17 protein-coding genes and 1 pseudogene are annotated in these 17,612 nt (G+C 67.2%); 14 read left to right on the top strand and 4 right to left on the bottom strand.

What is annotated here, in order from left to right; genetic code table 11:
- The 6 genes from TX88_RS19640 (at window position 1) to TX88_RS19615 (ending at window position 5,868) form a co-directional block, all read left to right on the top strand.
- Complete coding sequence (locus TX88_RS19640) at window positions 1–1,461, top strand: MCE family protein (protein WP_044518887.1); 1,461 nt, start codon at window positions 1–3, stop codon at window positions 1,459–1,461.
- Window positions 1,428–1,958: an Rv1363c family protein gene (locus TX88_RS19635; RefSeq protein ID WP_209447007.1), complete on the top strand. Its 531-nt coding sequence runs from the start codon at window positions 1,428–1,430 to the stop codon at window positions 1,956–1,958. Before TX88_RS19640 ends, TX88_RS19635 begins: the two co-directional genes overlap by 34 nt.
- Complete coding sequence (locus TX88_RS19630; RefSeq protein WP_049925083.1) at window positions 1,955–2,569, top strand: Rv1363c family protein; 615 nt, start codon at window positions 1,955–1,957, stop codon at window positions 2,567–2,569. The genes TX88_RS19635 and TX88_RS19630 overlap by 4 nt, the downstream gene beginning before the upstream one ends.
- Window positions 2,539–3,039, top strand: coding sequence for a CAP domain-containing protein (locus tag TX88_RS19625; RefSeq protein ID WP_044518886.1), 501 nt, complete (start codon window positions 2,539–2,541; stop codon window positions 3,037–3,039). The genes TX88_RS19630 and TX88_RS19625 overlap by 31 nt, the downstream gene beginning before the upstream one ends.
- A gap of 44 nt (window positions 3,040–3,083) precedes the next feature.
- Window positions 3,084–4,385: an acyltransferase family protein gene (locus TX88_RS19620; RefSeq protein ID WP_044518885.1), complete on the top strand. Its 1,302-nt coding sequence runs from the start codon at window positions 3,084–3,086 to the stop codon at window positions 4,383–4,385.
- Between the two features lie 85 nt (window positions 4,386–4,470).
- The gene (locus TX88_RS19615; protein ID WP_044518883.1) at window positions 4,471–5,868 is read left to right on the top strand and encodes an HNH endonuclease signature motif containing protein; all 1,398 of its coding nucleotides are present in this window, start codon (window positions 4,471–4,473) and stop codon (window positions 5,866–5,868) included.
- A gap of 22 nt (window positions 5,869–5,890) precedes the next feature.
- Here TX88_RS19615 and TX88_RS19610 read toward each other — a convergent pair whose 3' ends face one another.
- A complete protein-coding gene (locus tag TX88_RS19610; protein ID WP_044518882.1) occupies window positions 5,891–6,844 on the bottom strand; it encodes a LysR family transcriptional regulator in 954 nt (317 codons plus the stop codon).
- Between the two features lie 121 nt (window positions 6,845–6,965).
- Between TX88_RS19610 and TX88_RS19605 the strand changes: the two genes are divergently transcribed.
- From TX88_RS19605 to TX88_RS19590, 4 genes and pseudogenes are all read left to right on the top strand, one after another.
- Window positions 6,966–7,841, top strand: coding sequence for an SDR family NAD(P)-dependent oxidoreductase (locus TX88_RS19605; RefSeq protein ID WP_044518880.1), 876 nt, complete (start codon window positions 6,966–6,968; stop codon window positions 7,839–7,841).
- Window position 7,842: 1 nt separating this feature from the next.
- Window positions 7,843–8,978, top strand: a pseudogene (locus TX88_RS19600) (sulfotransferase family protein).
- A gap of 89 nt (window positions 8,979–9,067) precedes the next feature.
- Window positions 9,068–10,066, top strand: a complete 999-nt coding sequence (locus TX88_RS19595; protein WP_209447076.1) for a DUF7064 domain-containing protein — start codon at window positions 9,068–9,070, stop codon at window positions 10,064–10,066.
- A complete protein-coding gene (locus TX88_RS19590) occupies window positions 10,053–10,823 on the top strand; it encodes an SDR family NAD(P)-dependent oxidoreductase (RefSeq protein WP_044518878.1) in 771 nt (256 codons plus the stop codon). Before TX88_RS19595 ends, TX88_RS19590 begins: the two co-directional genes overlap by 14 nt.
- A gap of 24 nt (window positions 10,824–10,847) precedes the next feature.
- On the opposite strand, the gene aceA is transcribed toward TX88_RS19590, so the two are convergent.
- Window positions 10,848–13,127 carry an isocitrate lyase ICL2 gene (gene aceA / locus TX88_RS19585; RefSeq protein WP_044518876.1) on the bottom strand — a complete coding sequence of 760 codons (2,280 nt, stop codon included), beginning with the start codon at window positions 13,125–13,127 and terminating at the stop codon, window positions 10,848–10,850.
- 208 nt (window positions 13,128–13,335) lie between these two features.
- On the opposite strand from aceA, the gene TX88_RS34320 reads away from it, so the two are divergent.
- Together TX88_RS34320 and TX88_RS19580 are read left to right on the top strand one after the other, a co-directional pair.
- Complete coding sequence (locus TX88_RS34320) at window positions 13,336–13,497, top strand: hypothetical protein (RefSeq protein WP_162563166.1); 162 nt, start codon at window positions 13,336–13,338, stop codon at window positions 13,495–13,497.
- Window positions 13,498–13,559: 62 nt separating this feature from the next.
- On the top strand, window positions 13,560–13,955 hold the full coding sequence (locus tag TX88_RS19580) for a DUF4267 domain-containing protein (RefSeq protein WP_044518875.1): 396 nt from the start codon (window positions 13,560–13,562) through the stop codon (window positions 13,953–13,955).
- A gap of 16 nt (window positions 13,956–13,971) precedes the next feature.
- On the opposite strand, the gene TX88_RS19575 is transcribed toward TX88_RS19580, so the two are convergent.
- Both TX88_RS19575 and TX88_RS19570 read right to left on the bottom strand, forming a co-directional pair.
- A complete protein-coding gene (locus TX88_RS19575; protein ID WP_044518873.1) occupies window positions 13,972–15,273 on the bottom strand; it encodes a spinster family MFS transporter in 1,302 nt (433 codons plus the stop codon).
- Entirely contained in the window at window positions 15,266–16,120 is an 855-nt protein-coding gene (locus TX88_RS19570; protein WP_209447075.1) for an SDR family oxidoreductase, read from the bottom strand. The genes TX88_RS19575 and TX88_RS19570 overlap by 8 nt, the downstream gene beginning before the upstream one ends.
- A 60-nt stretch (window positions 16,121–16,180) precedes the next feature.
- Between TX88_RS19570 and TX88_RS19565 the strand changes: the two genes are divergently transcribed.
- Window positions 16,181–16,981, top strand: coding sequence for an SDR family NAD(P)-dependent oxidoreductase (locus tag TX88_RS19565; protein WP_044518870.1), 801 nt, complete (start codon window positions 16,181–16,183; stop codon window positions 16,979–16,981).
- Window positions 16,978–17,481 carry a nuclear transport factor 2 family protein gene (locus tag TX88_RS19560; protein WP_044518869.1) on the top strand — a complete coding sequence of 168 codons (504 nt, stop codon included), beginning with the start codon at window positions 16,978–16,980 and terminating at the stop codon, window positions 17,479–17,481. Before TX88_RS19565 ends, TX88_RS19560 begins: the two co-directional genes overlap by 4 nt.
- Window positions 17,482–17,612 lie beyond the last annotated feature (131 nt).

The raw sequence follows: 17,612 nt of genomic DNA, 5'->3' as shown, positions 1-17,612 counted from the left end.
ATGATCCGGCTGTCCCGACCGGTATGGATCCAGTTGGCGATCCTGTCCACGATCACCGTCGTCGCCGTGGGCATCATGGCATTCGGCTTCGTCAAGGTCCCGGCACTCCTCGGGTTCGGCCGGTACACGGTCACGGTCCAACTGCCCGCTGCCGGTGGGCTGTACCCGACCTCGGTGGTCACCTACCGCGGTACCGAGGTCGGAAGGGTCAAATCGGTCGACGTCACCCGTGCCGGAGTCGATGCGGTGCTGACCCTGGACTCGGACATCGCAGTGCCGTCCCCGGTGTCGGCCGCCGTGCACAGCCGGTCCGCAGTCGGGGAGCAGTTCCTCGAACTGACTCCCGACCGCGGCGCGACCGGTACCTTGCGCGACGGCGATGTCATCGGCGTCGACAAGGTGCGCATCCCGGCCGACATCGGGAATCTGCTCGATGCGACCAACAAAGCCCTGCAGGCCATTCCGCCGGACAATCTGCGCACGGTGGTGGACGAGTCGGCCAAGGCCGTCGGGGGACTGGGACCCGAGCTGTCCCGCATCGTCGACGGTTCGACCGCCCTGGCCATCGAAGGCGGCAAGACTGTCGATCCGCTCACGCAGTTGATCGACCAGTCCCCACCGGTGCTCAATTCCCAAGTACAGAGCGCCGATTCGATTGCGACATGGGCGCAGCGGATGGCCGCGATCACCGGCCAACTCAAAACCCAGGACGCCGCGTTCGCGGATCTGCTGACGAAAGGAGCGCCGGCACTGGGGGAGGGCAAGGCGCTCTTCGACCGGGTGGCCCCCACCCTGCCCGTCCTGCTGGCCAACATGGTGAGCCTCGGTGACATCGCGGTCACCTACCGCAACGACCTGGAACAGTTGCTGGTCCTGTACCCGCAGGGGACCGCCGTGATGTCGGCGATCACCCTGGCCAACGCCGACACCAAACAGGCGTACCGAGGCATCTACCTCGACTTCAATCTGAACCTCAACCTGCCGCCACCATGCAACACGGGATTCCTGCCGGTGCGCCAACAGCGGTCACCGTCCGACCAGGACTACCCGGAACGGCCCGCGGGCGAGCTGTACTGCCGGGTTCCGCAGGACTCGGCCCTCAATGTTCGTGGCGTGCGCAACATCCCGTGCGAGACCAAGCCGTGGAAGCGTGCGCCGACCGTCGAACTGTGCGAAAGCGACGAGGAGTACGTCCCGCTGAACGACGGCCTGAATTGGAAGGGCGATCCCAACGAGACGCTGTCCGGCCAGGGAGTACCGCAGTACGCACCGGGCACCGATCCGCGACTGCCGCCCCCGCAGGGCACCGGCACCGCGCCGCCGCCCGTGGCCTTCGTCCCGTATGACCCGGCCACCGGAACCTATCTGGCGCCGGACGGCCGGTCCTACACCGACTCCGACCTCGCCGACAGCACGAAAGGCAAGACATGGCAGAGCATGCTGACGCCGCCGAGCGGCTAGACCAACCGGACACCGGCGGCGGCAACCGTATTCCGATCGCGCTGGTGCTCGTCGTCGTGGCAGCGCTGGCCGCTCTCACCGGCTGGCTGGGCTACCGCGATCAGCGATCACACACCGCCGAGGAGCAGCGCAACCTGTTCGTGCAGGTGGCGCGCCAGGCGGCGGTGAACCTCACCTCGATCAGCCACTCCGAAGCCGACGCCGACATCCAGCGGATCCTGGATTCGGCGACCGGTACCTTCCGCGATGACTTCGAGAAGCGGTCGGGCCCGTTCGTCGAGATCGTCAAGCGGACCCAGTCGACATCCCGTGGGACCGTCGCCGAGGCCGGCCTGGAGTCCGAGACCGGTGACGAGGCGCGCGTATTGGTCGCCGTCTCGGTGAAGACCTCGACCGGTGCTGCACCCGAACAAGATCCGCGTCGCTGGCGGATGCGCATCAGCGTCGAGCAGGTTGGCGACGACGTCAAAGTGTCGAATGTGGAGTTCGTGCCATGACCACAGATACCGCAGCGGAGCTCTCCGATCCGAGGGCCGATGAGCTGGAGACCGACGACCTCGTCGTCGAAGAACTGATCGAGGACGATGTTGAACCTGCGGAGCAGGACCAGCCCGGTTCCCGGTCCATCTCGTGGACGCGGGTGCTGGTGTTCGGCGTGCTACCCGCTGTGGCGCTGATCCTGGCGTTGGCGGCGGGTTTCCTGAAATGGCAGGACGGAGCCGCGCGATCGGCACAGGCGGCAGGCGCGGAGTCCGTGCGCGCCGCGAGCGAAAGCACCGTGGCGATCCTGTCCTATCGACCCGACACCGTGGACACCGAGCTGCCCGCGGCCGCGGACCGGCTCACCGGTGAGTTCCGCGACCAGTACACGCAACTGATCGACGACGTCGTCATCCCCGGGGCCAAACAGCAGGTGATCTCGGCGGTGGCGACGGTGCCGGCTGCCGCGCCGGTATCGGCGTCGCCCCGGCACGCGGTGGTGCTGGTACTCGTCGACCAGACCACCACGATCGGCACCGGTCCGCCGACCAAATCCACCTCCAGCGTGCGGGTCACCCTCGACAAGGTCGAAAACCGATGGCTCATTTCGCAATTCGAACCGGTCTGATCGCCGCCGTCGCGGCCCCGTTGGCGCTTTCCGGCGCATGGGGTCCGGCGCCCGCGCATGCCGACAACCAGCGGCTGAACAGCGGCGTGATCGCCAACGTGTTCACGATCCAGCATCAGGCGGGCTGCACCAACAATGTGACGGCAGACCCGAAACTGCGGTTGGCGGCCGAATGGCACACCAACGATCTGCTCGCCGACCGCAGCCTGGACGACCATGCCGGCTCCGACGGATCGACGCCGCAGTCGCGCGCCGAGGCTGCCGGATTCCGCGGCCGGGTGGCTGAAACGGTCGCCATCAACCCGGCGTTGGCGATCAACGGCATCGAGATCCTCAACCAGTGGTACTACGACCCGGTCGATTTCGCGATCCTGTCCGACTGCGCCAACACCGCCATCGGTGTGTGGTCGGCCAACAGTTTCGACCGATCGGTGGTCGTGGCCGTGCTCGGTCAGCCGGCGAACACGTAGTAATACCCATCCCGACCCGGCGCTCGGACCGGCAGACTGAGGTCATGCCAATCGACGAGGCTGTGCCCTCCCAGGACACCGTCACCCGGGACACCAAGCCGGAACGCGACCGTGCGGTCGATGTTGCGCGCCTGGGCGCCCTGCTCGTGGTGATCTTCGGGCATTGCGCCCTGCTGCTGGCCACCATCGATTCCGGGGGCGTTCGGGTCGGCAACATCCTCGGTGCACTCCCGGCACTGGCCCCGATCACCTGGGTGCTGCAGGTGATGCCACTGTTCTTCCTGGCCGGAGGGGCTGCGGGTGCCTACAGTTGGCATTCCGGTCGCTCGTGGGGCGCGTGGTTGCTCGCCCGCGCCCAGCGCCTGTGCCGGCCGGTGTTCTGGTACCTGGCGGTGTGGTCGGTGGTCCTGGTCGTGGTGCACGCGACCATGGGGGCCGAGTCCGCCGCTGCGCTCGGGCGCGAATGCGTGGCCCTGCTGTGGTTCCTTGGTGTCTACCTGATGGTGCTCGCCTTCGTCCCGGCGTTGATGCACCTGCACACGGGCCGGGCGCTGGCATTGGTGGTCGCCGGACTGATCGTCGCGTCGGGAGTGGTGGATGCCATCCGCTTCGCGGTCGGCACACCCGAGGCGGGCACCGCCAACCTGATCATCGTCTGGCTGATTCCGGTGGTGATCGGGGTGGCCTACGCACGCCACCTGATCTGCGCGCGACGGGCGATCGCGATTGCCGTCCTGGCCTTCACTGCGCAGGTGATCCTGGCGCTCACCGGCATTTACGACGTGTCCCTCGTCGTCACCGGAACCGAGCACGTGTCGAACGTGTCACCGCCGACGCTTCTGCTGGCGCTGCACTGCACGTGGATGCCATGCCTGTTCATCGCCGCCGCGGACCCGATCCGGCGCTGGGCCGCCCGCCCGCGTGTCTGGTACGTGGTTGCGACAGGCAACGGGGGAGCCATGACGCTGTACCTGTGGCACATCCCGGTGATCGCGATCGCCGCGTTCAGTCTGCATGCCCTCGGCCTGGATGCGTTCGACCCGCACGCCCCGGGCTTCTGGCCCCATCTGGCTTTGCGTGCAGTGGTTTTCGCCGTTCTCATGGCGGCGGCCTTCCGGCTGCTGTCGCCGCTGGAGCATCGCCCGCTGCCGTGGTGGGACGACCGGGTTCAGATCAGCGGCGTCCGGTCGGTGGTCACCGGAGTGCTGCTGTGTGTCGCCGGCGCCGCGTTGACACTGATGGCCAAGAACGGCCTCGACGGCGTGCTGGGCTGGTCGGCGCTCGGCGGGTTCGTCCTCGCGGCCGTTGCTGCGCGGGCCAGTGCCGGGAGGGCTGTCAAGGCCTAATTGCCCTGTGCGGCAAGATCTGTGGATAGATCCGGTGCTGTGGATAACTGCTCGGGGAGTCGGTGATCGGCGGTAGAATTCGAACATGCATTCGAATACTGTCTCTGATCAGGAGACGGTGCTGGCTGCCTACGACGAATACGATGCCGTCTGCGCGAAAATGGCCGCCCTCAACTATCAGACGTTGAGCCTGCCTGAGCTTCTCGATCTGCAGTCACGGCGCGAACATCAATTCCGGTCCGCGCCTGCGGTGGACCACCGCCTGTTGACCGAAATTCAAACCCGGACCACCCCTGGCGAGATCGGTGCGAAAAGCTGGGCCGACGTCCTGGCCATCCGGCTACGCATCAGCAACAAAGAGGCCAAACGCCGCATCGCCGAAGCCGCCAACCTGGGCCCACGCACCACCGTCACCGGGCAGTCCATGGCGCCGGTGTTGCCCGCCACTGCCGCCGCTCAGGCTGCCGGTGACATCAACACCGACCACGTCGCGATCATCCGAAAGTTCTTCGCCAAGCCACCCGTGCCGCTGGATGCCGCCACCCATGCCCAGATCGACGCCGACCTGGCTCGCATCGCCGCCGGCAACAGCCCGGAGATTCTGAAACAGTGCGCCGACCGGATCGGCTTCCTGCTCGATCAAGACGGCGACGCACCCAGTGATGAACAACCCGAACGCCACGGGGAAATCATCATCGGGCCCCAAAACGCCGACGGCACAAGCGAAATCCACGGCAGGCTCACCCCTGAAGCCCGCGCCACCCTCGCCCCGATCCTCAGTCGCTACGGCGCCCCCGGCATGTGCAACCCAGCCGACGAGCACCCCTGCACCACCGGCACTCCCAGCGCGGAGGCGATCGCGGCCGATGCCCGCACCGTCGCTGAGCGCAACCACGATGCCCTGGTCGCCATCGGCCGAAACGCGCTGTCGTCGGGAGAACTCGGCCGGCACAACGGATTGCCGGTCACGATCGTCGTATCCACCACCCTGCGTGAACTCGAGACCAGGACCGGTAGCGGGCTCACCACCTCCGGCACCCGGTTGCCGATCGCCGATGTCATCCGGATGGCCGCCCACGCCCACCACTACCTCGCGGTCTACGAGAACCATCGTCAGGTCCCGCTGTATCTGGGCCGCAGCAAGCGCATCGCGAGTGCCGCCCAACGCCTCGTCCTGCACAACCGCGACCGGGGTTGCACCCGGCCGGGATGCACCTGTCCCACCGATCGTTGCCAAACCCACCATGCCAAAGCCGATTTCAGCCAAGGGGGCCTGACTGATGTCACCGACCTGACGTTAGCCTGCCCGAAGAGCAACCGCCTGGTCCACGAAAAGGGCTGGCGCACCCGCGTGCGCGACGACGGCCGGGTGGAATGGATCCCGCCGCCGCTCCTGGACACCGGCCAGGACCGCATCAACCATTACTGGCACCCCGAAGACCTCTTCCATCCACCGGACGAAGACGAGAGTGACGATCCCTAGGGGTGGGTTACACCCGCCGAGATCACCCGTGCATCGGATTCCACGGCCGGGTGGCGATCAGCTCCGCACTCCACGTGCCGGCCCTCACCAGGGCGGCGACTTCCTCGCGGATGGTGTCGCCGATCTTGACGCTGAGCTCACGAGGCAGGTCGAGTTGCTCGGTTGCGGCGACGCCGAGACGCTGACTGAGCGCGGAGTCCGCGATGGCCGCGAATCTCAAACGCCCATCGTCGATTTCGCGGCGGCACGCCGACAGCGGAAGGAACCCGTAAGCGATACCCGCCTCGATCATGTTCTTCATCACGGCAACAGAATCCGTCGTCGTCCGGTGACTGAACTGGACCTTGGTACGCAACGCCGCATTCTGCAGTGCCACACCGATCCCCGATGACGACCGGGGTACCACCAGAGGCAACCTGACCACATCGCTGAACCCCACGGCACTGGCGTCGTCGAGGTCCGACTCGGGCCCACCGATCAGGAACAGCTCTTCGGCCAACAACTCTCGATAGAAGACCCGTTCATCGGGTACCGGGTTGATGAGTGCCACGTCGACCGCACCTTTGAGCATGGCCTCGACGAGATGGTCGGTACTCCCGACGGTCACCGAGAACGTCGCCTCCGGGAAGACGGTGGTCAGGCTGGCCAGCAGCGGTGCGGCCAACAGGTCGATGGTGGTCTCGGGTAATCCGAGGCGCAGGGTGCGGTCGAGCCGGGCCAGCGGGGTCCCGGCGTACTGGACGGCCAGTTCCAACTGCCGCAGCGGCCCGGCGGTCGACGCCCGCAGCCGCTCGCCGGCCTCGGTGAGCTCGACACCGCGACGGGTGCGGGTGAACAACGTGACGCCGAGGTCCTCTTCGAGCAGTTGAAGCTGGCGACTCAACGCCGGTTGCGCGATGCCCAGCACGCCGGCCGCGCGCGTGATGGAGCGCTCCTCGGCGATGCGCAGGAAGTACTTGAGCCGGTGGGTGTCCATCGCTTCGAGATATACCAGCCATCGAATCTCGGCATGACTGGAACCCGAAATCGGTATTACCTCCCCGCTTGTCCCCGGCCATAGCGTTTCCGATCGAAGCCATGGTGAGAGGAGACACCCCATGACGGTGCACGACGATGCCGAGGCCATCGCAGCCCTGAATCTCGACAGCCTGCCGCGCCACATCATCGACAAACGGGTCACCGATTTGATGGATCTGTCGGGCAAGAAGGCGTTTGTGACCGGCGCAGGCGGAGATGGCCTGGGCCAGGCCATCGCCAATCGCTTGGCGGGTCTCGGCGCCGACGTGGCATTGATCGGGCGAACTTTCGAGAAGGTCGAGCGCCGCGCTGCCGAGATCGAACAGCGGTGGGGGGTCAAGGCCTACCCGGTGAAGGCCGACATGTCCGACTGGGATCAGGTGCATGACGCGGTCCACACTGCGCACGAAGAACTGGGCGGGCTGGACATCATGGTCAACAACCCCGTGATGGTCGTCGGCGGTCCGTTCGAGAACCACACCAAGGCCGACATCGACCACACCGTGCTGGGCAGCCTGACCATGATGATGTACGGCGCCCATGCCGCGCTGGAATTCCTGCTCCCGCAGGGGTCGGGCAAGATCATCAACATCGGGTCGGTGGGCGGCCGGATCCAACAGCGCGGCCTGGTGGTGTACAACGCCTGCAAGTCGGGTGTCGTCGGCTTCACCCGCAATCTCGCCCACGAGGTGGCCCCGCGCGGGGTGAACGTGCTCGGCGTCGCGCCGGGGATCATGATCAAACCGGAGATGATGGAGTACCTGCTCGACCCGAAGACCCCGGCCCATTTCGCGGGCCGGGGCGCGATCCTGGAGGCCATCACCACGCAGGTGCAACTCGGCCGCGCGTCGCTGCCCGAGGAAGCGGCCAACATGGTGGCATTCCTGGCGTCGGAGGCGGCGGATTACCTGTGCGGGCAGACGATCGATGTCGCCGGCGGGCAGTGGATGAACTGAGATGCCGACCGTCACGGATATCAAGGCCGGTGCCGCCGAGCAGACCGGTCTGACGGACTTCGGCGACGATTCGTTCGAAGAGGGGCTGGGCATCCTGCTGTCCTCGTTGGACACCGAGGCCCGGCTCAACGAGCGCGGACAGGCATTCCTCTACCCCCGCATCACCGGTTATCTGGCCCAGCGCCTGCAGGTCGAAGACTGGTACCGACGCCACCCGGAGATCGACGAGGTCCCGATCGTCGCCCCCGTCATCGGCTTGGGTCTGCCGCGCACAGGGTCCACGGCGCTGTCGATGCTGCTCGCGCAGGACCCGGACATCCGGTATCTGCGGCGATGGGAATCCTCGCAGCCGTGCCCGCCGCCGTCCACGGTTCGGGGTGTGGATCCGCGGGTCCCGCCCGACAAGGGGGAGATGGTCGGCACCCGGTATCACGTGCCCGCGGACACACACGGTCCCATGGAATGTCACGAGCTGATGGCCCTGGACTTCAAGTCACATCTGTTCCAGTCTTTCGCCCAGGTGCCCACGTACTCCACCTGGCTCGTGGAAAAGGCCGACCTGACAACGACTCTGGCGTATCAGCGGCGGGTGATGAAGCTGCTGCAGTGGGGTGAACCCGACCGGCCGTGGCGGCTGAAATGTCCATCGCACGTGCTGTGGTTGGAAGCGGTCGGCCAGGTGTTTCCCGACGCCAGATTCGTGATGACACACCGGGATCCGACCGATGTCATCCTGTCCGTGGCAGACCTTTACGCTGACATCATCGGCACCTTCACCGACGAGATCGACCGGCCCTACATCGGCAGGCTCAATGTCGAACACTGGTCGCTGGGCATGGACCGGGCCTTGCGCTTCCGGGCGGACGGTGCGCAGGACCGCTTCTACGACATCGATTTCCGGGCCATGCAGGCCGATCCGATCGGTGAGGTCACCGGCCTCTACGCCTGGCTCGGCCAGCCCGTGACCGACGAGTTCGCCACACGGATGGGCAGTTGGTGGACTCAGGCCGCCGCCGAAACGCGAAAGCCAGTTCGCACGCCGACCCGGCAATGTTCGACATCGACCTGGACCACGTGCGTCCCCGTTTCGCCCGTTACACCGACCATGCCAACCGCTGGACCACCCGCGCCGGCTAGAACAGGAGCCCCACATGGCAATCGACCTCACCGGCGGTATCGACCCGTCCCGCGAGTACGTGTTCGCCCAACGGCCGGACAACCCGGAAATGCGGGACTCGGTGAGTTTTTGGACCGTCGACGACCGCGGGCAGATCGGTTTGCCCCGCATCGGGATCGAGGCCGTCGCCGCGAACTGGGACAACCACGAGATGCAGATCAATGTCGCGTTCCCCGACGGCCGGGTGTACCGCCTGCGCGACGGCGGTCCGTCCCTGCCTGCCGAAGGGCCCGACGGCAAGCCGACCGTTCTCGGAGCAGGCGGGCTGGCCTTCCGCTGCGTCGATCCGTTCGACACCTGGACGATGACGTACGCGGGCAAGGCCGTTCAGACATCGGCGGCAGATCTGGTCGCGGGAAAGTCGGACGGCCCCCTGGTCGACGTGGCGTTCCAGGTCGAGGCCAAGATGGCCGTCCCTCCGTGGATCCAGGGGGCGCTACAGCAGGACGCGGCCGACCGGATCAAGAACTCGGTGGAAGGCGACCTGATGGGCGGCCCCCGCTACGAGCAACTGTTCCGGGCGCGCGGATCGGTGACGCTCGACGGGGACAGTCAGGATTTCACCGGCAGCGGCCTGCGGATCCGCAGGCAGGGGGTCCGCAAGCTGGGCAGCTTCTGGGGCCACGCCTGGCAATCGGCGGTCTTCCCCAGCGGCAAGGCTTTTGGTTACATCGCCTACCCCCCGCGTGACGACGGGCAGCCCACCTTCAACGAGGGCTACATCTTCACCGGCGACGGCGACCTCATCCCGGCCCGGGCGGTGCGGGCACCCTGGCTGACCAAGCTGCAGGCCCTCGGCGAAGACGTCTCCGTGGTGCTGGAAACCGCCGACGGCACGGTGCACATCGAGGGCGAGACGGTGTACTCGACCCACGACATCCACCACAACGACAACACCTTCTCGGTGCGCGAGATGAAGAAGGAGAACCCCAACTTCCCGGCCCTGCAACAAGCCGGTGTGCGCTACCGCTGGGACGGCGAGGAGACCTTCGGCATGCTGGAGCGGTCCAACCCGATCGAGAAGATCGATCTCGATGCTCGGGCTTGAGGGCAAGACGTTCATCATCGCCGGGGGAGCAACCGGCATCGGTGCCGGCACCGCCAAACGGTTGGCCGCCGAGGGCGCCTCGGTGGTCGTCGGTGACATCAACGCGGCGGGGGCGAAAGCCACCGCCGAAGACATCACGGTCGCCGGCGGCAGTGCCATCGCAGTCGAATTCGACTTGGCCGACGATGAATCCGTCCGGCACCTCGTCGACGCCACGATCTCGGAGTTCGGTGCGGTCCACGGATTGGACAACGTCGGTGCCGATCTGTCGGAGAACAACCTCGGACGTGACACCACGATCCTCGACACCCCGTTCGAGGTATGGCACCGCACCCTCGACGTCAACCTGCTCGGCTTCGTGCGCACCATTCGCGCCGTGCTGCCGCACCTGCTCGAAAACGGCGGCGGCAGCATCGTCAACACCTCATCGGGGGGCTCACTGGGAACCGACCCGATGCACGTCGCCTACAACGCCTCCAAGGCCGCGGTCAACCAGCTCACCCGGCACGTGGCGAACAACTACGGAGCCAAGGGGATTCGCAGCAACGCCGTGATGCCGGGCCTGGTGATGGGGGAGACGCAGGAACGCCAGAACGATCAACAGATACAGCAGATGTTCCTGATGGCGGCCAAGGTCACGCGCCTCGGCAGGCCCGCGGACCTGGCCGCGGTCACTGCGTTCCTGCTGTCGGACGACGCCGAATGGATCAACGGCCAGACCTGGTACATCGGCGGGGCATCGCACATGCGTCAGTGACGCGGTACGAGCCCGGCGAAAACCTCAGTCCTCCTTGCGGATCAACCGTCCCAGCGCTTCACGATCGGGTGCCAGCAGCTCATCGATGCGGGCCTGGTTCACATCGGCGACGATGATCTCGCCGACCTCCTGGTACACATCGCTGAAGATGCCGTGCGCCTTCATCTTCTCCGTCTGATAGACGTTGTCCTCGGTCGGCGTCACGTAGTAGACGATCTCCGGCTTGAACCGGTGGATCAGCCATACATGGATCAGATCCATCAGGCGCTTCTTGCGCAGCTTCTCGGCGAAGGTGTTCTGGTCGCGCACCGTCAGGATGTTGCGGCCATGCCGGTCCTTGATGGGGTCGACGACGACGTTGGCCAGTGGCTCCTCACCGTCGCCGTAGATGCCGAGGTCGAGCACGTCCGACCCGGCGCGGCGCGGCCGAAGCTGCACGCGCAGGTTCTCGCCGATCTTGTAGTAATCGCCCCACAGCGCCAGCCATTCCTCCAGCAGCTTCTTGGGCACCTCGGTCTGCACCAGATGCTGGTGTTGCGTGGAGCCCGCGCCCATCGCCTTGGTGGTGGCGGTGCGGCCCGAAGAGGCGGCCAGCGCGGCGTCGCTGCGCGGCCCGCCCACCAGGGTTTGCGGTGTGCGGTAAGGAGATTCGACCAGCCGCATCTTGCGTTGCAGCCGGGCCAGCGCCAGCATGCCCTCCTGCTGCAGGGACGTCGCGAACTCCTCGCACGCCACGCCGTCGACCTGATGTCCGCCGTAGGTGATGAAGTTGAAGACGAACCCCATCTTGCCGAGTTCAGCAGGGAACGCCCGCATCTCGTCATCGGTCATCCCGGTGGTGTCCCAGTTGAACGACGGTGACAGGTTGTAGGCCAGCATCTGGTCGGGGAACTCGGCGTGGATGGCGTCGGCGAACTGCTTGGCATCGGCCAGGTCGGCGGTCTTGGTCTCCATCCACAGGATGTCGGCGAACGGAGCGGCCGCCAGCGACTTCGCGATCGCATACGGGATGCCGCCGCGAACCTGGTAGTAGCCCTCGGGGGTCTTGACCCGCTCGCAGTCCCAGGCCACGTCGGCGCCCAGCTCGTGCGCCTTCTCCTGCGCCGTGTACAGCGATGCCCGGGCAGCGAAGGCGCGCCAGTCGGCGGCGCTCATCGCGGCGGGCTCGCCTTCCTTCGCGCGGTACTCCAGAAGCTCGGCGACCGCCTCGCCGTAGGTGTTCAGACCGGCGTCGGCCTGCCACGCCTCGACGAATGCCGACTCGACCTTGTCGAACATCGTGTCCACCGAATCGCCGGCCACATGCGCCTTGACGGCGTCGGCGATGGTGCTGGTGAGGCCCTGGCGTTCCAGCCAGGCCTCGGCGGTCGCGTACTCGCCGGCGGGCAGCGCGTACAGCAGATGGCCGTTGAGCTCGGTGACACCGAGGTCGTAGAACCGGCGCACCATTGCCAGGAAACACGACTTGTACGTCGGCACGGAAAGGTTCGTCGCGCCCAGCAGGAATGGTTGATCACGCTCGTCGGCGCGGCTGTCGATCAGGTTCGCGGCCTCGGCGTCGGTACGCGCGACGATGATGCCGGGCACCCGCATGATGTCCAGCTGGAATCGCGCGGTGTTGAGCCGTTTGATCTGCTCATCCGAGGGCACCAGCACCTTGCCGCCCTGGTGTCCGCATTTCTTGGTGCCGGGACGCTGATCCTCGATGTGATAACCCGGCACCCCGGACTCGACGAAGCGGCGGACAAGGTTGCGCACATGCGGATCGCCACCGTGACCGGTGTCGGCGTCGGCGATGATGAACGGCCGGTAGTCGACCGCCGGGGTGGCCGCGCGCTGTTCGGGGGTCATCCGCAGCCGCAGATACTGCTGGTTGCGGTCGGCGGTCAGCAGCGCCCGCACCAGCCCGGCCGCCTCGTCGGGCACCTGGCTCAGCGGGTAGCTGGCCAGGTCGGGCCCGGGATCCTCACTGATGGATCCCTTGGCCGAGGTGGCCCATCCACCGAGATAGATCCCTCGGATCCCCATCCGTTTCATCACGACCGCCTGACCCGGCGAATACGGACCGAAGGTGGTGATGCTCAGCTTCTGGGCGAACAGATCGCGGAGGTAGGGAAAGAACGCCGTGGCGGCCTCACGGGCCACCGGATAATCCGACGGGATCGTGCCACGCTGCTCGGCGACCTGACGCGCCGAGTACAGCCGGGTGATGCCCGCGAACCGAGGACTGTCGATGTAGGCCTGGGTGGCCTCGACATCCTCCCGGAACGGTGATGTCTCTGCGTTGGCTTCGATGGTGGCCATGGGTTTGCTCCTCTTCGAGCTCGGCTACCTCGATTATCGCGGCGGAGACGATTCGAGGGACCGGTTGCGGAAAAATCGTCGCGGTGCCCGGCGGCACCCATCGTCTGGCTTCGTCGAAAAGCTCTGTATTCCAGCCAGTTTGACAAGCGGTTTCACAGCCTTCGCCAAGCCGCGGTCGTCGCCTCGATTCGCCCCTACCATCGGGGGTATGCCGAAGCTGACCAAGAAGGTGAAATCGCTGTTCAGTAGGCGTCGGCCGGTCACGCGCGAAGATGCCGCGGAGATTGCCGACTGGCTCAACGAGGGCGGTGCGCTGCATCCCGACGGACCGCCGACGGTCATCGATCCGAAGAAGAACAAGAAGTCCTGACGCCGGACCGGATTCGCAGATAACGGTTCTGTGGCTTCCGCCCGGACCCTAGGCTGCACGCCATGTCGATCGACCGGGCCGCGCTGGCCGCCGGTGCCATCCGATTCGCGTCGGGCGTCTCGTTTCTCGTCGACCCGAAGCGGGCCGACCGGCTATGGGGCGGACGGGAAACGCCGGACGCGACCGCGCAGCTGATGTGGCGGTCGATGGGCTATCGCGATGCGCTGATCGGCGGCCTGCTGCTTACGGCGGGACTGCGGGGCAGGGACACCCGCGGCTGGTTCCTGGCCTCCGGCGGGGCTGATGCCGCGGACCTGCTCGGCGGGATGGCGGTACACGACCAGCTGCCACGGTCGCAGCAGGTCATCGGCCTCGGGGGAGCCGTGGTCGGCATCGCGGTGGGACTGTGGGGCGCCACCCGCCGTCGGGACCGCGCGGCAGACCCGGCCACTGGCTAGGCCGATCGACCTCGCTCTAGAAATCTTCCTCGACGATGTCGCCGCGGTACCAGCGCGTGCCCATCAGATAGCAACCCATGGCCATCAGCTGCAGCGTCGGCACCAGGATCAGCAGCGCCCGGCCCAGCGCGTGTGCGCCGAGATCAGGGGTCAGCGTGTCACTGATCAGGCCGGTGACGAACGGGCCGACAGCCCCCAGGGTCGCATTGAAGAACAAGAAGATCGCCGAGGCGGTCGCCCGCTGCCCGGGCAGCACCAGCCGTTGAATGGCCGCGATCGACGGGGCCATGTACGACGTGCCGATGATGTAGCTCAGCGCCAGGAACCACACGCACGCCACGCGACTCTCCACCGTGAACGCCAGCACCGAGGCCGGCAGCAGTAGGGCCGTGGTCAGCACCACGATCCACAGCAGCCAGCGCGGATCGCGCGTTGCCAGCCGGTCCGCCAGTCGGCCCACGATCAGCAGCCCCAGGACTCCGGCCACCCCGGTGGCCAGGCCGTACTCCCACCCGACCTCACTGAGCGTCATCGACCGGGTCCGCATCAGGAAGGCCGGGGTGAACGTGGTCAGCGAGTACCCGGCGGCCGCGATGAACGCGGTGCCGCCGACGAGTGACAGGAAGCTGCGTTTACGCAGCAGAGCCCACCACTCGACCTGCGTGCCCGGTTCCGTGGGCGCCGTCACCGGCAGTGACTGGCGAACCCCGACCAACAGCAGCACCAGCGGGGCGAACACCACGCTGATCGCACCCATCACCACGAAAGCCGTTCGCCAGCCGAGGTTGTCGGCCAACAGCCCGCCGCCGATCAGGCTGGCGCCGCTGGCCAGGGGGATGGCGAAGGTGAGCACCGCCAGCGGTGCCGCGCGACGCTGCGGGGCGAAGTTGCGGGCCACGTACGCGTGCGCGGCCGGGGTGCTGCCGGCTTCACCCACCGCAACGCCCACCCTGGTGAGGGCGAGCTGAAATCCGGACTGCACGGCGCCACCGAGCATGGTCATGGTGCCCCACAGCGTCAGGCAGGCCGCGACCACCGCGCCATACGTTCCCCGGTCGGCGATTCGAGCCACCGCGATGCCGAGCACCGCGTACACGATGAGGAAGCCGAAACCGTTGATCACCCCGATCGCGGTGTCCGACAGGGCGAGGTCGTGTTTGATGGGCTCGGCCAGCACCCCAGGCAGGAACCGATCGACGTAGTTGAGGGTCCCGACCAGGGTCAACAGTGCGACCGCCGCCCACGCCCGGCGCGGCCCGTGCCCGTCGGCGGCTGCGGGCGGCACGGTGGCCAGCGGCGCCTGGCCGGTCTCACCCATGCCGGACGCCGCGCGCGAACCGCCACAGGTACTGCGGCAGCCGCCGTACCGGCACGGACTTCGGCCAATCCCGCGGACGGAAGAAGGCGTCGGAGCCTCCGTCGACGAACACCACACTGCCGCAGAGGAAATCGGCCGAGTCCGACAGCATGAAGCAGATCCAGTCGGCCAGATGGCCGGCGTCGCCGTAGCCGCCGATCGGCACCGGGAAGGACCGTACTGCGCGGCCCTCGCGCGGATCCGCGAGTTGAGCCTCGAGCAACGGCGTCAGGATCGCCCCGGGGGCCAGTGCGTTGAGCCGGATCCCGGCACCGGCCCATGCCGCGGTGACCGCGTTGATCCGCAGCCAGCGGCTGACCGCGATCTTGGAGGCCGCGTACATGATGGCCGACCCGTTGCGGCCCAGCAGTCGCAACGAGCGCACCGCCTTGTCGGTGTCACGCGCCAGCAGCGCCCGAATGGTCCGGTGCGGGACGACCGGTACGGTGGTCGTCGAATTGCTGGCGATCACAACCACTTTGGCTCGGTCCGCGGCGGCCAGTGCCGGGCGCAAGGCATCCAGGAGCTCCACCACGCCGAGGAAGTTGACCTCGGCGATCAACCGGTTCCGGTCAGCGCCGGGCCCGGGACCCAGTCCGGCGGCCAGCACGGCGCCGTCGAGCACCCCGTCGCACGCTGCCGACACGCCGTCGGCCGCTGCGCGGCGCCCCTGCGGAGTGGACAGATCGGCCACCACCTCGCCGGACTTCACGTCCACGCCGATCACGGTGTGCCCGAGGTCTCGCAGCCGTTCGGCGGCCTGCAATCCCATGCCGGATGCGGACCCGGTAACCGCGTATGTGCCGATGATCGCCTCCTTGCGGCCCGATCGTGGGCCGGCCCGGCGGCCAAAGATAGCATCCGAGACATGACCGACCTTGCCAAATACGGGCCGTGGGCCGTAATCGCCGGAGGCTCCGAGGGGGTCGGCGCGGAGTTCGCCCGGATGCTCGCCGAAGACGGGTTCAACCTGGTCCTGCTGGCGCGTAAAGCCGGTCCGCTGGAGGTCACCGCGCAGCGCTGCCGGGACCTGGGTGTGCAGGTGCGCACCGTGGCGGTGGATCTGGTGGACGATGCGTCGACCGCGCAGATCGCCGAGGCGACCGCCGACCTGGAGATCGGCCTGCTGATCTACAACGCCGGGGCCAATACCTGCAGCGAACGCTTCCTGGATGCGCCGCTGGCCGATTTCCAGAAGGTCGTCGACCTCAACATCACCAGGATGATGGAGCTGGTCCAGCACTTCGGCAGGCCGATGGCCGCACGACGCCGGGGCGGCATCCTGCTGGTGGGGTCACTGGCGGGCTACGCGGGGTCGATGCGGCACACCGTCTATGGCGGGGTGAAGGCGTACGGCCGGCTGTTCGCGGAGAGCCTGTGGCTGGAGTTGCGCGAATACGACGTCGATGTGCTGGAGCTGGTGCTCGGCGTGACCCGTACCCCGGCGATGGAACGCGCCGGCCTGAACTTCGAGGCACCGGGAATGCGGATCAACGATCCGGCCGACGTCGCGCGCGAGGGGCTGGACCACCTCGGTGCGGGGCCGGTGCACGTGGCTGGCGGCAACGCCAGACGCGCCGAGATGAACAGTGCGCCGGACCGGGCGCAGGTGGTGCTCAAGTCCGACGCCGCGATCCGCAACCTGATCAATCAGCGGGCGCCGCAATGACATCCGAGCTGGCTGCGCTCGAGGCGCGGCTGCGCCGACTCGAGGACGAACGCGACATCGCCCGGTTGATCGCGTCCTACGGCCCGCTGGTGGACGCCGCCGACGCCGACGGGACAGCTGCGCTGTGGGCGACCGACGGCCGCTATGAGGTCGAGGGCTGGGCGATGGCCGGCCGGGCAGACGTTCACGCGATGGTCAGCTCGACATCCCACCGCGCCCTGGTGGCCACGGGCTGCAGTCACTTTCTCGGGCCCGCCGTGGTCACCGTCGACGGCGATGCCGCGGTGGCGGTGTGTGAGTCGCTGGTGCTCCTCCGCCGCGAAACCCCCGACGACGGGAGCGGCGAGTATGTGGTGTGGCGGGCCACGGCCAATCACTTCGAACTGGCCCGCATGGACGGGCGATGGCAGATCACCCGGCGGTCCAGCCGCCTGCTCAACGGCGACTCGGCAGCACACCGGCTGCTGATCGCCGGTGTGGCCGGGGAGCCCGCGACCTGACCCAGATGAATTCTCGGTGCCCGGGCGGTTACCGATCTCTCCTCCGAGATGCCGATGCGGCCGGGGCGACTTACGCTCGTCGCGGTCGGGTGTCAGCCGAGGGGAATCGAGGTCGCAGGGGTGAAGACAGT

The sequence above is a fragment of the Mycolicibacterium septicum DSM 44393 genome (assembly GCF_000455325.1).
GTDB classification, from domain to species: domain Bacteria; phylum Actinomycetota; class Actinomycetes; order Mycobacteriales; family Mycobacteriaceae; genus Mycobacterium; species Mycobacterium septicum.
Note: the sequence above shows the minus strand (reverse complement) of the source record. Positions and strands in the feature narration are given on the sequence as shown.